Origin of the sequence: Affinundibacterium nitidum (assembly GCF_014284155.1) — a bacterium.
GTDB classification, from domain to species: domain Bacteria; phylum Pseudomonadota; class Gammaproteobacteria; order Burkholderiales; family Burkholderiaceae_D; genus Undibacterium; species Undibacterium nitidum.
This window is the reverse complement of sequence record NZ_JACOFZ010000003.1, coordinates 191,501-205,787: the sequence shown is the minus strand read 5'-3', so window position 1 is coordinate 205,787 and position 14,287 is coordinate 191,501. Positions and strand designations below refer to the sequence as shown.

12 protein-coding genes are annotated in these 14,287 nt (G+C 48.9%); 6 read left to right on the top strand and 6 right to left on the bottom strand.

Going from position 1 to position 14,287, the window contains the following annotated elements:
- From H8K36_RS10745 to H8K36_RS10735, 3 genes are all read right to left on the bottom strand, one after another.
- Positions 1-960, bottom strand: a complete 960-nt coding sequence (locus tag H8K36_RS10745; RefSeq protein WP_186916485.1) for a stage II sporulation protein M — start codon at positions 958-960, stop codon at positions 1-3.
- A complete protein-coding gene (locus H8K36_RS10740) occupies positions 957-1,628 on the bottom strand; it encodes an RDD family protein (protein ID WP_186920448.1) in 672 nt (223 codons plus the stop codon). The genes H8K36_RS10745 and H8K36_RS10740 overlap by 4 nt, the downstream gene beginning before the upstream one ends.
- Positions 1,629-1,805: 177 nt before the next feature.
- Positions 1,806-2,405, bottom strand: coding sequence for a TMEM175 family protein (locus H8K36_RS10735; protein WP_186916634.1), 600 nt, complete (start codon positions 2,403-2,405; stop codon positions 1,806-1,808).
- 110 nt (positions 2,406-2,515) lie between these two features.
- Here H8K36_RS10735 and chrA point away from each other — a divergent pair, with 110 nt between their 5' ends.
- Positions 2,516-3,877, top strand: a complete 1,362-nt coding sequence (gene chrA, locus H8K36_RS10730; RefSeq protein ID WP_186916487.1) for a chromate efflux transporter — start codon at positions 2,516-2,518, stop codon at positions 3,875-3,877.
- Between the two features lie 148 nt (positions 3,878-4,025).
- On the opposite strand, the gene H8K36_RS10725 is transcribed toward chrA, so the two are convergent.
- Both H8K36_RS10725 and H8K36_RS10720 read right to left on the bottom strand, forming a co-directional pair.
- On the bottom strand, positions 4,026-7,235 hold the full coding sequence (locus tag H8K36_RS10725; RefSeq protein WP_186916488.1) for an efflux RND transporter permease subunit: 3,210 nt from the start codon (positions 7,233-7,235) through the stop codon (positions 4,026-4,028).
- A gap of 2 nt (positions 7,236-7,237) precedes the next feature.
- Positions 7,238-8,407 carry an efflux RND transporter periplasmic adaptor subunit gene (locus tag H8K36_RS10720; RefSeq protein ID WP_186916489.1) on the bottom strand — a complete coding sequence of 390 codons (1,170 nt, stop codon included), beginning with the start codon at positions 8,405-8,407 and terminating at the stop codon, positions 7,238-7,240.
- 346 nt (positions 8,408-8,753) lie between these two features.
- Here H8K36_RS10720 and H8K36_RS10715 point away from each other — a divergent pair, with 346 nt between their 5' ends.
- From H8K36_RS10715 to H8K36_RS10695, 5 genes are all read left to right on the top strand, one after another.
- Positions 8,754-9,299, top strand: coding sequence for a GNAT family N-acetyltransferase (locus H8K36_RS10715; protein WP_186916490.1), 546 nt, complete (start codon positions 8,754-8,756; stop codon positions 9,297-9,299).
- A gap of 190 nt (positions 9,300-9,489) precedes the next feature.
- Complete coding sequence (locus H8K36_RS10710; RefSeq protein ID WP_186916491.1) at positions 9,490-10,320, top strand: hypothetical protein; 831 nt, start codon at positions 9,490-9,492, stop codon at positions 10,318-10,320.
- A gap of 11 nt (positions 10,321-10,331) precedes the next feature.
- Entirely contained in the window at positions 10,332-11,150 is an 819-nt protein-coding gene (locus H8K36_RS10705; RefSeq protein ID WP_230404533.1) for a hypothetical protein, read from the top strand.
- 53 nt (positions 11,151-11,203) lie between these two features.
- Positions 11,204-11,980, top strand: coding sequence for a coiled-coil domain-containing protein (locus H8K36_RS10700; protein WP_186916492.1), 777 nt, complete (start codon positions 11,204-11,206; stop codon positions 11,978-11,980).
- A 241-nt stretch (positions 11,981-12,221) separates the two neighbouring features.
- Positions 12,222-13,811 (top strand): methyl-accepting chemotaxis protein, encoded by a 1,590-nt coding sequence (locus tag H8K36_RS10695; RefSeq protein ID WP_230404532.1) that lies wholly within the window; start codon positions 12,222-12,224, stop codon positions 13,809-13,811.
- 13 nt (positions 13,812-13,824) lie between these two features.
- On the opposite strand, the gene H8K36_RS10690 is transcribed toward H8K36_RS10695, so the two are convergent.
- Entirely contained in the window at positions 13,825-14,214 is a 390-nt protein-coding gene (locus H8K36_RS10690; RefSeq protein ID WP_186916493.1) for a DUF423 domain-containing protein, read from the bottom strand.
- Positions 14,215-14,287 lie beyond the last annotated feature (73 nt).

Here is a 14,287-nt window from a genome sequence, read left to right as displayed (position 1 = left end):
TTAGGCGCTCCGTTGACGTCCAGCGAACGTGAAAAATAGAATTAGGCCAGACCAACATATCGCCCCAGCGATATACTTTACGTTGGGAGGAATCGCCGCATTGGCGCAAAAGAATGCTTCAAAGAAGGCGGCGATAAAAGTCAAAATGGCAGCACCAACAAATACGGGAAAGATACGAACACTTGCTTGGTATAGGGCATGGCGACGACTTAATCTCTTCGGGTGGAGTAGCGTTAAACCTAGACGCATACCAGCCACTCCAGCCAGTAACATGCCGATGATTTCGAAGCTAGAATGGGTAATCACGAATGGCCAGAAGTTATTGCGCGTCACACTATCTGCATGCAATACGGCTGCTACCACGCCCATATGCATACCGTTAAAACCCATCACTATCATGGCAGGAATGCCAGCGAAAATGCCGCCAGCGAAAGTGCGGAAATCAATGGAAACATTGTTCCATATATAGAAACCAAACATGGTGAAATCACCCTCAGCACCGCGCCCAGTTTTGAACGTATTTGATTGATACATATCTTGCATCTTCTCGAGCTCTTTCGCACCCATGAAGTGATAAGCCATATCAGGCTGATACCAAACGAGTAAGCCAGTGACAATGGCGACACCCCAGAACGCAAGATTCATCAACAGCAGCAAGCGCCATTCTTCTCTCACTCTTTGTGGAAATTCATTGAATATCCAACGATGTAAAGTCAATGGTCGTTCCACTTTAGTGCCATACAGACGTTGATGGCAATCGCCGACCATTTTCTGTAAATAATCTGTCAGCGCTGGCGAATAGCCTCGTTGTTGGGCGAGCGCCAATGTCTGACATAAGCGTCGGTATAGCGCCGGGAAGTCCTCGATGTTTTCAGGTTTTTTCTTCTTGTCGTTAGCTAGAACGAGCTCAATGTTTTGCCACAGCGCTTCATGTTGCTGCTCAAATTGCTTTTGCTTCATTGGTTTAACCCCGCAACAAAACCGCGTAGGCGGGCTAACGAAGCCTCACCTTTTTCACCGGTGAGAGGTTCGGCAAAACTGGCCAGTTCATGTAAACGTTCGATCGGAATATTAGCTTCACGTTCAAACAAACCAATCAGCACACGTTGCTGTTCTGGTGTAAGCGGATAGGGAAGTGCAATTGGATCTACGTCCGGTGGCGCTACGCGCTTACTGATGATATCGAGGTAAATAACTTGCGTTCCCGCGACGATATCGCCGAGTCGTCGAAATTGAAGGTCAAACAACATACAAAGTAAGCCGGTGAGATACACAGCAGGCAGAAAATCGGCAACGAGCATGAGGTTACGTAGGGTGGATTCACGCCAACCGACTGGGAGGCCATCAGCACGCACGACTTTCAGTCTTAGCGCGCGCTTGCCGATACTTCGACCATTGAAGTACACCTCGCAAATGATGGGATAACCCCAATACAGGACAAACAAACCAATCAATAAGGCGCCAGAACCGAGGTTCAAAAAACCGACAAAGATGGAATACAGCAGGTACAAGCCAACGCAGATCATGATGTCGATGGCCCAAGCCCAAGCGCGTGCTGACGGTCCCGCTGGGGTCATGAGAATACGTACTCCCTCAGGAGTTATCAGGGAAAGACGCCCGTTGATCATGTTTGCTTCAAATGCCTTGTTAGTGGTTGGCGTCAAAATGTGGGTGTTCGATTGCTGTTTTTATTGCAACATCGAGCCCGAATTGTAGCAAGAAATGTAAAGACAAAACTCAAATATGCAGCAAATCAGACAAAGAACTTGCAAATTTCTTCTCAGCAATCGCGATCTCGCCTTCTCCTAGTTGGCACCGCTCTCGTTGGGTTTTTCAACAAGGACCTGCTCAATACGGCGATCCGGAATTAACCAAATAAGCGCTACAGCGACATAGATTGCTTGGGCAATCATAGGAAGGTAACAGGCGACGATGATGGCACTCGCATAGAGCAATAAGGAAAGCCTGCCCTTGAAGTCGCTGCCGATGGCTTTGCGTAAAAGATGATTATCCTTACTAGTTTTCATCAGGGTCATCTGTAACATCCAATAGGCTAAGGCTGCCATGAAGAGGTTGATGCCGTACAGTGCCGTTGGAATCTGGGAAAAATGGTTTTCACCCATCCAGCCTGTGGTGAAGGGGATCAGCGACAACCAGAACAGCAGATGCAAGTTCGCCCACAGGCTAGCCGAACTCACCGTGTGGGTGGCGTGCAGCATATGGTGATGGTTGTTCCAATAAATGCCGACATACACGAAACTCAGGATGTAGCTCAGAAACACAGGGAGCAATGGCATTAAATCTTCCATGCTACCACCATGGGGCACTTTTAATTCCAACACCATGATGGTAATGATGATAGCGATCACGCCATCACTGAAAGCTTCAAATCGTCCTTTTCCCATACTGCCTCCTGTGGTTTGCACGCCTCTTGAATAAGCTAATAACTCGTCCTTCTTTCTAGCGGGCGAAAATTCCCTCTACAATGCCCAAACACATCTTTCTCTGAAATGCCATGGCTGAAAACACCACCGACATCACCGACAACACTGTTGCTCCTGCTGTTCCGACCTTCATAGAAGCCCTGGTCTTTTGGCTCAAACTTGGCGTGATGAGTTTTGGCGGCCCTGCTGGGCAGATCGCTATTATGCATCAGGAATTGGTCGAACAAAGGCGCTGGATTTCCGAGCGTCGCTTTTTGCATGCCTTGAACTATTGCATGGTCTTGCCGGGTCCAGAGGCACAGCAATTAGCGACTTATATTGGTTGGCTGATGCATGGCACTCGTGGCGGCATTGCGGCCGGGGTCTTGTTTGTCTTTCCCTCTTTGCTGATCTTGATCGCGCTGTCTTATGTGTATATGGCCTATGGTCATACGAGCCTAATCGCTGGCATATTTGCGGGCATTAAACCAGCGGTGACAGTGATCGTGGTGCAAGCGGTACATCGCATTGGCGGACGTGCCTTGCACAATTTCAGTTTATGCCTAATTGCTCTTACTGCCTTTATCGCTATATTCGTTTTTAATTTACCGTTTCCTTTGATTTTACTGAGCGCAGCACTTATCGGATGGTGCGGCAGCCGTTACTACCCTCAACACTTTCAACAAAATGCGCACGCTGGAGTCAAGGGTAAGCATTACGGCAAAGCCGTGATCGATGACGAAAGCCCAAGCCCTGCTCATGCCCACTTTACTTGGCAGTCATTGAGTACGGTGCTGTTGGTCGGATTTTTGCTGTGGTCCTTGCCAATGTCCGCCTTGTATTTTGCTTTGGGTTGGCAGCACACCTATACTCAAATGGCATGGTTCTTCACCAAGGCCGCCTTGATGACTTTCGGAGGCGCATACGCAGTGTTACCTTATGTGATGCAGGCCGCCGTGCAAGAATTTCGTTGGATCAGTCCGCGGCAAATGATCGATGGTTTGGCCCTCGGCGAAACTACGCCCGGCCCCTTGATTATGGTGCTGGCTTTTGTTGGATTTGTCGCGGCTTATGCACAAGCATTGTTGGGACTGGGGCGTGAATGGCAAGCAGGCGCCTTAGCTGCTTGTTTGGTGACATGGTTTACTTTCTTACCGTCCTTTATTTTTATCTTTGCAGGCGCGCCAATGATAGAAACGACACATCGCCAACTTAGTTTGACGGCGCCCTTGAGTGCGATCACGGCGGCAGTCGTCGGCGTCGTTTTGAATCTCGCTTTGTTTTTTGCTTGGCATGTTCTGTTCCCAGACGGCTGGAATGGCGGCATCGACTTCAAAGCATTATTCATTGCATTGTTGGCTGCCTTGGCTTTGTTCCGCTTCAAAATAAAAGTAATGAGCGTGATTGCGATCAGCGCATTGCTCGGTCTATTTTTGCAGTACCTGCCGGTTTAGGCAAAAAAAAGCCTGCAGAGGGGAACAATGCAGGCCAAAACCGGTACTACTCACGCTTCGCTTGTATCAGTGGTGCTAATGCAAGCGAAGTTTTCCAACAACTACAAAATCATTGCGCTCCTTTCCAGAAAAATTCTAGTCAATACATTTAAGCCGACACTTTTTTCGTGCCGCGCAGTTTGTGAATCAAACTCGTCGTTAAGCGATAAATCAAGCGGATGAAGGTCAGCGTCATTACCGCTTCCAACATCGTCACCAATACCGCCAAGACTTGATTGTATTGACCCGCACGGCGACGCATTTTTGCCATCATACGATCACGGGCAATTTCGATACTGTCGTAGAAACTTGGTACCACCAACAAAGTTAAGATCGTGGATGTGATGGTGCCACCAATAATTGCAATGGCGAGTGGGCGGTAGAACTCGCCACCCTCACCTAAACCTAATGCCACAGGAATCATGCCGGCGATCAAAGCGAAGGTTGTCATCAAGATCGGACGCAAACGTACACGGCCTGCATGCATCAAAGCGTCTTCTCTATCCATGCCCTCTTTCTCTTGTTTGCGAGCAGCGTCGAGTAAGAGAATCGCATTCTTCGCAACCAAGCCCATCAACATAATGATGCCGATGAAACTCATCAGATTAATGGTGCTACCTGTGACCATCAAAGCAATCACCACACCAATTAAAGACAGTGGCAAGGACAGCATCACCGCCAATGGCGCAGTGAACGAACCAAACTGCATGACCAAGATCAAATACATCAAACCGATACCTGAGATCAAAGCAATCAACATTTCGGTGAACAACTCATCTTGATCTTGTCCCGCACCTGCTAAGGACAAACCATAGCCTGGAGGATAGTTAAATGACTTCGCCAAATCCATCGCTTCTGTCGTCACTTCACCATTGGAACGGCCTTGTACGTTGGCAGAAACGGTGATCGTGCGTTTACCATTACTGTGTACGATACCAGACGGGCCTTTGCCCATCGTCACGGTCGCGATTTGATCGAGCGGTACCATCTCATTGGTGCCGCTGATGGCAATCGGTAAGCGCTCGATATTCTCTTTGCTGACGCGATCTGCTGGATGTAAGCGCACTGAAACATCTCGTGTTTCACCTGTTGGGTCAACCCAATCACCCACTTCGATACCCGCAAATGCCACGCGCAAAGACTGTGCTGCATCATTGATAGAGATACCCATAGAATTCGCCAAGCCACGGTTCATCTCGATCTTCAATTCCTTCTTCGGATCTTGTTCAGACAAACCGACATCTACTGCACCCGGGATCTTGCGTAATTGCTCCATATACGCATTCGTGATCTCCATTAATTTGCGTGAATCTGGTCCAGTAAATTCGATTTGAATCGGTTTGCGTGCACCGTTGTTCGTGTCGTCGATCACGACATATTCAGCACCAACCAGTGGACGGATCTTTTCACGCAATTCGATTGCGATCTCTTTTGCACCACGGCTACGGGTATTTTTCTTGCCAATGTCGACATAGATGCGGCCACCATTTGGGTTAATACTGCTATTCGTGTCCTTCACTTCTTTGATGCTACGAGCAATGTCAGCTGCACGTTCCATTTTGAGGCGAGCATATTCCAAAGAGGAAGACGCGGGTGTGCGCACTTCGATCATCAAGTTGCCGTTATCGGAGGAAGGTAAGAAACTGGTGCCACCAAATTTTGCTTGCAGTACCAACGCGCCGACCAAACTTGCCATGGCGATAGCACCCATCCAACGGCGATGGTGGAGAGCCCAGGCGATTACATTGCCATAACGATCTGCTTGTGAATCGAACCAATCATTGAAACGCGCTAAAACCTTGCTGATGCCTTTCTTCGGCGCGTTGTGATGATCGGCAGGATCGCCCCAGTAAGCGGAGAGCATAGGATCTAAGGTGAATGAGATTCCTAAACTGACCAAAACAGAACATGTTACCGTTAAGGCGAAAGGTCGGAACCATTCACCCGCCATACCAGGCATATACGCGACCGGGATGAACACCGCAATAATGGAGAAAGTAGTGGCTGCGACCGCTAAGCCAATTTCGGCCGTGCCTTCGAGGGCTGCGGTGCGGCGGTCAGAGCCGTTTTGCATATGGCGTACGATATTTTCACGAACCACAATCGCGTCATCAATCAAGACCCCGATGGCGAGAGACAAGCCTAGCAGCGTCATGAAGTTCAGCGTAAACCCACACAACCACACTGCGATAAAAGCGGCAATCACAGAGGTCGGCAAGCTTAAGGCCGTGATCAACGTGGAGCGCCAAGAATTGAGGAAGGCATACACCACAAAAATGGTTAACACCGCGCCAAAGATAAGTGATTCGATCACATTGTTGAGACTGCTTTGGGCGTCACGACCACCGTCATAGGTCACTTCTAATTTAGTCCCAGGGTGATCTTTCTCTAGTTCTTTGTTAATTTCTTCCATCGCTTTGCGTACGCCTTTAGCGACGGCGACTGTACTCGCCTCGCGAGAGCGCAACACTTGTACGCCAACATTGGGTTTGCCGCTACGAATACTGACCCCATTCACATCGGCAAATCCGTCTTCAATCGTAGCGACTTGGCCAAGGCGCACAATCTGATCACCGCGACGTTTCACAACGATATTTTGAAATTCAGCAGGGTTTTCAATACGGCCAACGAGGCGTATGCTTTCTTCTTCCAAATTGCCGCGTACTTTACCGACTGGCGCATTGGTATTTTGCGTACGTAGTGCACCGACCACTTCAGAAACGGAGACGTTAAACTCACGCAGTCTTTCCGCTTTCAGTAAAACCGATAATTCACGTTTCAAAGCGCCATTGACATTGACCGTAGCAACTCCGGGCAAGCCGCGCAAACGGTTCGCTAAAGTATCTTCAGCGAAGCGGGAGATTTCGGCATGGCTCATGCTGCTCGATGACAAAGCCATGTTCAGAACGGGCTGTTGTGAAGGATCGAAGCGTTGAATCACAGGCTCGCGCATTTCGGTTGGCAGCTTGTAGCGCACGGAAGAAATGACATTGCGAACTTCGTCTGTCGCTTCAATCATGTTCTTCTTGAAGCTAAAACGCATCTCGAAACCAGCGCTACCCTCATTCGAATACGAATAGACCTCGTCTACACCAGGCACACTTTGTAGAGATTTTTCAATACGGTTGACGATCTCGCGTTCCACCGTGTCCGGCGATGCGCCTGGATAAGGAATGCTCACGAAAAGCCCTGGAATTTCAACGTCAGGGTTTTGATTGACGCGCAATTTGCTCATCGCCAGCAAGCCCATCGCCATCAACGCGATGATCATGACGATGGTCGCAATCGGTTTCTTAATACTAAAGTCAGAGAGAAACATGATTAATTCCCCTGCGCCAAGGTCGCGTTTGCGAGCGCGGATTTGGTCACGGCCATTTCTACTGCTTGGCCATCTTTGAAGCTGGAACTAGGATTACGCATAATGACATCACCAACTGCCACGCCTTTACGTACCTCGTAGTTACCTGTTCGAACATCGCGGCTGCCGAGAGCTAATTCGACTTTACTCAAAGTCTTGCCGTTAATTTTCCATGCAAAGCTCTTGTCACCGGATTTCACTATGGCACCTTCTGGCAACATCAAAGCAGCGACTGTTTCTGCTTCAATATTCCCCTCGGCGTATAAGCCAGAAACCTTCGGTTGTTTTGCATCAGCGAATGCAACGAGGACTTCAACTTGGCGTGTGACATCATTGGCTGCAGGGTCAACACGTGTTACTTTTCCGCGGAATTCTTGCCCAGCATAGCCATTGATACGGAAGCTCACTGCTTGACCAGGTTTAACCATGCCTATTTTGTCAGCCGAAACACGTCCCACAAAGCGCATGCTATTCGGATCGATGACTTTGACCAACTCTTTGCCTGCAGAAGCCGTATCGCCAGCCGACACTTTGCGTTCGCTGACAATCCCATCAAATGGCGCGCGCACAACGGTGCGCTGTAATTGCTGTTGAGCCGCAGCTGCTCGGGCTTTTGCGGAGGAAACTTCGCTCTGTGCAGCGTTACGGCGCACCTCGGCGTCATCAAGAGACTGCATTGAAGTCATGCCAGAAGCACGTAATGTCTTTAAGCGTTGCAGGTTGCGTTCTGCTTGATCTAAGGCGAGGCCAGCGTTGCGTACCGCATCGTTCGCCGAGTTTAAGTTATCGCGAATCGAGGTTTCATCTAAACGGACAATAATGTCGCCACGTTTCACGGCTTCCCCGTTTTCCTTCAATACTTGCAAGACCACGGTTGAGACTTCAGCGCGTAGGTCAGCTTTGCGTTCAGGTTGAATGGAGCCTGTGACGACTGGTCCAGAAGCCAGAGCATTACTCTGTAAATTTAAGATATCTTCACTGGCGACAATCAGCTTATCGGACTTTTCTGCTGTTTTCGTCGCAGCAGAAGCCGAAGCGCTGTTCTTGGCGGGTTCAGTGCCGCCTTTATTGCATGCGGCGAGGCTCAAGACAGCAGAAGCGACGGCGAGTACGAGGAGAGTTTTACGTGACATGATGGGTACCTGCTAAGTAATTAGGGGATTTCGCGATGGTGAGTATTCCTTTCTCAAGTCTGGTCTTCAAGACGCAAAGTTGTGAATTGCTGAAAACGGAGGATGAAATGCATAAATTGCGGGATGAAATGAAATCGGTTTTTCGCGTGAAATCGCCGTTAGTATTTTTATGACAAGGTAATTCGACAAGGAATTCGTCAGTCTGGCGTGGAATGGATTTGCCAAAAGCGGCCGTGAGAAAAGCCAGTGGCGTCGAGGTACAAGGCCTAAGGAACTAGCCACGCGTGCTATCATTTTGCTTTTCTCGCGACCTAAAGCGAGTGCTAAATCAATGAGGTAATGCGGTATGAGTACAGAAGTTTCATCATCTCCACAATTGAGTTTTCGTCATGCTTTAAAAGGCGATGCGGCCGCCATTGCAGTATTAGTCAACAGTGCTTATCGGGGTGATTCCAGTCGTGCTGGATGGACCACAGAAGCTGATCTGCTGACAGGCACCCGTATTAATGCCGAAGAAGTGGTCAACTTGATCGAAGCCGATCATTCCGTCGTGCTTTTATGTTTACAAGACGCTGAGATGATAGGTTGTGTCCACTTAGAAAAAACAGACGACGCTGCTTATCTCGGTATGTTTGTGGTGCAACCGACACGACAAGGTGGTGGCATCGGTAAACAGTTTATGCAAGCTGCCGAGACAGAAGTGCAAGCCTTATGGGGCGTGAAAAAGATGTGGATGTCGGTGATAAGTGTGCGCGCTGAACTGATTGCTTATTACGAACGCCGAGGTTATGTTCGTACAGGACGCTTCAAACCATTCCCCTCGGAGATTGGTGATGAATTTAGACTGGTGAAGGAATTGCAGTTCGAAGAAATGGAAAAGCAGCTGACTTAAATTCTATCGCTGCCTACTCCTTTCGAAATTAATTTGAATTGAAAGCCACCAACCCGGTGGCTTTTTTTTATTTGTGGTGAATCACAAAAATTTTTACCGGTGCGCTGTGAATTCACAGATCCTATTCTTCGCCTACTTCTTTTTGTTTTAAGTAATTCGATTGCTCAGCAATCAAAGTAAAGGCGAGAACATGCAATTCATTCATTATCTGAAAGTCCTGCTGTGTGGCAGCTTGCTGGTTTTTTCCGGCTTTGCTTTTGCCGGCAAAGGTTCCAGCTCATCAAGTTCGATGAGCCGTGGATTTTCATCGAGCCGTAGCGCACCAAGTGTTAGCAATAATCGTCCCAGTTCATCGAGTTTTGGTAGCTTCAGTAAGCAGACTAGCTCAAAGTCGAGTGTGGGCGGTGCCTTCAACCGCGATTTGACGAATCGCCAAGCGCAAGTGAATGCGATGAAAAATTGGGATAACAGTCATCGTCCTGTTACCACGCAAGCATCTAGTGGCATGCCATCTCTACCAAACACTTCCGTAGGCACTTCATCTAGCAACACCCGCTATGAACCAAGGCCAATCGCAAGTTCGCCTCAAGTTGTGCAGGTGCCAGTGACGCCATCGAGTGGAGCGAATATGAGTGGAATCATGACCGGCGTGGTCTTGGGTCATGTGTTGTCGCAGCCCAGGACCGTGTATGCCGGCGGTAGCAATAATGGACAGGTTAATACGAATGGCCGTTTAGAGCCGATCACTCCTGAAGGTGAATTCAAACAAAGCGAAATTCCGGTTGAAGCGACGCCAACATCGGGCGACCTGCAGACGTCCACCGATCTAAAGCAAACAGCGACGCCTGTATCGAATAAGGAAATTCAGAAAGTGGATGGAACCGATAAATCAACAGGAGTGTTGGGTTGGATATTGATTGTTGGTGTCATTGCTAGCGTGGTTTGGTTTGCTCGGAGGCGTATGAATGCAGCCATGCAAGCCACTAATGCCGTGAATACAAAGCCACATTATTCATTGTGAAAGGAAATGAGATGGCATGGAAAGATGCATGGTCGTATGCAAGTCGGTGGATAGGCAAAGACCAAACGGAACAGAAATCGGAATATGAGAACAAGGACGGCCAACGCGAAGACGGCAACTTGCCCTTGAAGGCGCGGGTGGGCAGCGTGGTGGTCTTGCAAAAAACGCCGATGATTCGTGCGCAGGCTCAAGGCTCTTTATTGGAGATGCCGAGTGATGACGAAACCATCATCGTTGCGATCAGTCGAATTCGAACTGAACTAGAAGGTAAGTTGTATCGCTATTACTTGCATCGTGGAGATGAAGAGACGGCCGAGAAGTACATTCAAGTGTATGTCGATGTCAACGGAGAGATTAAAGAGCTCTCTTACTACAGCCGCCTCTGTCGTCTGATTCCAGAAACGCTAGAAGATCAACAGATTTTCTCGGGTGAAGCAGGTTATGGGCTCGGTGACTTGACCTACACCATGTGGCGTTGGCAATTAGAGGAAATGGGCTGGAGTGAAGAAAGCTTGCAAGCGACCTTTTTGGATCAAGACCATATCTTGTTTCAACGCGATGCCGGCGATCCGCATGCCGAGTTTGTCGCACCGTTTCGCGGTACTGAAACACGTATAGATAGCGCCGATGGTAGCGCAGGTCTGCAACAACAAGTGATTTTTATGCCGTATAGCCGTGCATTAAGTCAGGAGCGAGATCAGCATCGTGAGTTGATGTTGATTTCGACAGAAATGATTGAAAGCGAAAATGGTGATCGCAATAAACGCGGCATCTACGTCGACTTCATGATGGGAATTCCAATCGAACCCGAACGATTGGTTGTGCAGTAAGTGGAATGGTCCACAAGTATCTTAATTATTGAGAAGTATTGAAAGGACGTATCATGAGTAATTTGAATGGTTGGGGTTTGACTGCACGTTTGATCAGCAAACATTTTGGTGTTTTGGGGGATAAAATTTCCGAGGCGATTGCCAACTTCGATCCAGAGACCGCGACAGAAGCTGATCGTGATTGCTTGGCTGATACCTTGCGTGAGACAGCGCAAAAACTAGCAGCAGCACGCGCCTCGTTTAACAAAGAACATACCGACGTCGTGAAGTTACGCGAGTTGATCGCCAACGATGAGAAGGCTTCCTTGACCTTGGCCGAACGTTTGGCTGCGGGCAGTATTTCTGAAGCCACGGTGAGTTTATTCTGCGACGAGTTGGAAGCAAACAAAGCCCGCTTGCCAATTGAGCTTCAAGAAGAAGCCGATGCGCAAGAATATATGAATGAGCTACAAAAGATTGTTGATGCTTTGTCAGAGCAATTGGCGCAGTTTGATGCGGCAGCAAAGAAAGCTTTGCAAAACTTGGCCGCAGCAAAAGCGCAGAAAGATTTGCAAGAGCTACGTATGGAACGCCAAAACCAGTTGGCAAGCCTGAATGGCATCAAGGGCCATTCAACAGCGCTGAATGCTTTGACGCGTCGTGCGGAGAAAGTGTCCAACGAAGCCGCTGGCATGCGCATCGTCGCCGATATCGCGCAAAAGCCGCTTGATCAGGCCGCCGAAATTGCGGCAATTCGTCAATCGGTTGCGCAGGCAGATACCGCTGGTGAGACGACGCTGCAACGTTTGCAACGACTTTCTGGCAAGCCAGCGGAAAGTATTGCGGCATAAAGTTCAGCTTGCTCGACATTCGCCAATCCTGCTCATATTGAGTAGGATTGGTTTTTTTGCATCTTTGGAAGGCGGATGCGCCTCGAAGCGATGCCATTGTTGTCTTTGCCAGGGCTAAAACAACACAAAGTCCTTTGGCGCATCTGGAATTAAAGCATATTTAACATTCCTATCTTGTGGGGCGCATGCACGGTGCTAAACTTACCTCTTGGCAATAATTTGTCATTAAAAGGGAGTGCATATGCTGTCAAATATGGGAATTGCAAAACGTCTCTATTTAGTCTCTTTCATCTTAATCTTGGCTTTGGCAGCGGTCGCCATCGATGCCCGAATCTCACTCAAAGAGATGAAAGAAATGGTGACAAAAACCGAGGAAAAGCGGGTACCACAGCTGATGCAAATCGCGTCCATTGAACTCAATGTGACTCGCACTTCTCTGCAATTGCGTCATGCGATCTTGGTGAAAACCCAATCCGACCTCGATGCCACAATGGCAGATATTAAAGAGAAACGAGCGACTATTGACGCGACTTTGAAAGACTTTGAGGCAGGTGTGTTCACCCCTGAAGGCCGTGCTTTTATCGAAAAGTTCAAGCCATTGGTAAAGAATTTCTGGGAAGTCGGCGAGCAAAATATCAAGTTGATTGCCGAAGGAAAAAAAGACGAGGCTTTTGATTTCTTGGTCGCGAAAACTATCCCTACACGAAATCTATTGTTAGCAGCCAGTGGCGAGGAAAAAAATCGTCAAAGTAAGCAGCTAAAAATTGAACTCGGTACGTTTGCGAAAACAGCCGATACGACAACCTATCAAATTGTTGGTTTAGTGATTGCTGTGGCGATCGGTTTATCCACGTTTTCCTTCTATATTACGGGCGTTCTGCGTCGCCGTGTGCAAGCATCACAAGAGGTTGCCGAGCGGGTACGCGATGGCGATTTGACCCGACCAGTTCATGATGACGCCAGCGACGAGTTCAGTCCATTATTGGAATCACTGAATGCCATGCAGCATTCACTGACCGAGATTGTGGGAAAAGTGCGTCACGGCTCCGATGGTGTCGCTACTTCGAGTGCTGAAATTGCCTCCGGTAATATGGATTTGAGTCAGCGTACCGAAGAGCAAGGTAATGCACTCGAGAAGACAGTGACGGCCATGGAGGAGCTCAGTGCGACCGTGAAGCAGAATGCAGACAACGCACGCCAGGCTAATCAACTCGCCGCCTCCGCCTCTGAAGTGGCAGTCAAGGGCGGTGAAGTGGTCATGGAAGTGGTCGATACGATGAAAGGTATTAATGCTGCTTCAAGCAAAATTTCTGACATCATTGGCGTGATCGATGGTATCGCCTTCCAAACCAATATTTTGGCTTTAAATGCAGCGGTGGAAGCCGCCCGAGCTGGCGAACAAGGGCGCGGTTTTGCAGTAGTCGCCTCGGAGGTGCGCAGTCTCGCCGGGCGATCGGCTGAGGCAGCTAAAGAAATCAAGAAGCTTATTGGTGATAGTGTCGATCGTGTCAATCAAGGCTCGGCCCTTGTCGATCAAGCTGGAGCAACGATGAATGAAGTCGTCAGCTCTATTCGCCGGGTTACCGATATCATGGCGGAAATCAGTGCTGCAAGTGCTGAGCAAGCGAATGGTGTTGAACACGTCGGTGAAGCCGTCACCCAGATGGATTCAAGTACGCAGCAAAACGCGGCCCTGGTCGAGGAAATGGCGGCGGCGGCCGCAAGTCTGAAAGCGCAAGCGCATGAATTGGTGACCGCTGTTTCTGTGTTTAAAGTCAACCAGAGTGCGCCGGCACAACGAGTAAGTTTGAAAGCGCTGCCCGCTCGATGAAAGCGATATGTCCTTATTCTGAGGTGAGCGAGAATGCATTTTTTGCGAGCAGTAACCAACCCGCGAGAAAAGCAATACCGCCGAGCGGCGTAATCGCGCCCAAGACTTTGATGCCGCTCAGAGCTAGCGCATAGAGGCTACCACTAAACAAGACCGTGCCGACGATGAAGCAAGGTGCAATGAACTTGAAGGAGTTTGCGCCAACTTGCGCAAAGCGCGGATAAACGATGGCTAGCGCAAAAAGTGCCAATCCATGAACGAGCTGATATTGCACCGCGGTTTGCCAAATCGCGAGCATCTCAACGCTTAATATTTGCTTCAGGCCGTGAGCGCCAAAGGCGCCGAGGGCTATTGCGATAAACATGCTGACGGCAGCGCTAGCGAGGATATGACGTTCTTGCATAATGATCTTGAAGCCTCTGGTCTTGAAAACTTGAATGGCACGATTGTAAATGAAAAGAGGCCGACCGTAGTCG

Coding starts and splice junctions, on each gene's coding strand:
- H8K36_RS10745 (WP_186916485.1), bottom strand. CDS start 960: ATGAAGCAAAAGCAATTTGAGCAGCAACATGAAGCGCTGTGGCAAAAC.
- H8K36_RS10740 (WP_186920448.1), bottom strand. CDS start 1,628: ATGATCAACGGGCGTCTTTCCCTGATAACTCCTGAGGGAGTACGTATT.
- H8K36_RS10735 (WP_186916634.1), bottom strand. CDS start 2,405: ATGGGAAAAGGACGATTTGAAGCTTTCAGTGATGGCGTGATCGCTATC.
- chrA (WP_186916487.1), top strand. CDS start 2,516: ATGGCTGAAAACACCACCGACATCACCGACAACACTGTTGCTCCTGCT.
- H8K36_RS10725 (WP_186916488.1), bottom strand. CDS start 7,235: ATGTTTCTCTCTGACTTTAGTATTAAGAAACCGATTGCGACCATCGTC.
- H8K36_RS10720 (WP_186916489.1), bottom strand. CDS start 8,407: ATGTCACGTAAAACTCTCCTCGTACTCGCCGTCGCTTCTGCTGTCTTG.
- H8K36_RS10715 (WP_186916490.1), top strand. CDS start 8,754: ATGAGTACAGAAGTTTCATCATCTCCACAATTGAGTTTTCGTCATGCT.
- H8K36_RS10710 (WP_186916491.1), top strand. CDS start 9,490: ATGCAATTCATTCATTATCTGAAAGTCCTGCTGTGTGGCAGCTTGCTG.
- H8K36_RS10705 (WP_230404533.1), top strand. CDS start 10,332: ATGGCATGGAAAGATGCATGGTCGTATGCAAGTCGGTGGATAGGCAAA.
- H8K36_RS10700 (WP_186916492.1), top strand. CDS start 11,204: ATGAGTAATTTGAATGGTTGGGGTTTGACTGCACGTTTGATCAGCAAA.
- H8K36_RS10695 (WP_230404532.1), top strand. CDS start 12,222: ATGCTGTCAAATATGGGAATTGCAAAACGTCTCTATTTAGTCTCTTTC.
- H8K36_RS10690 (WP_186916493.1), bottom strand. CDS start 14,214: ATGCAAGAACGTCATATCCTCGCTAGCGCTGCCGTCAGCATGTTTATC.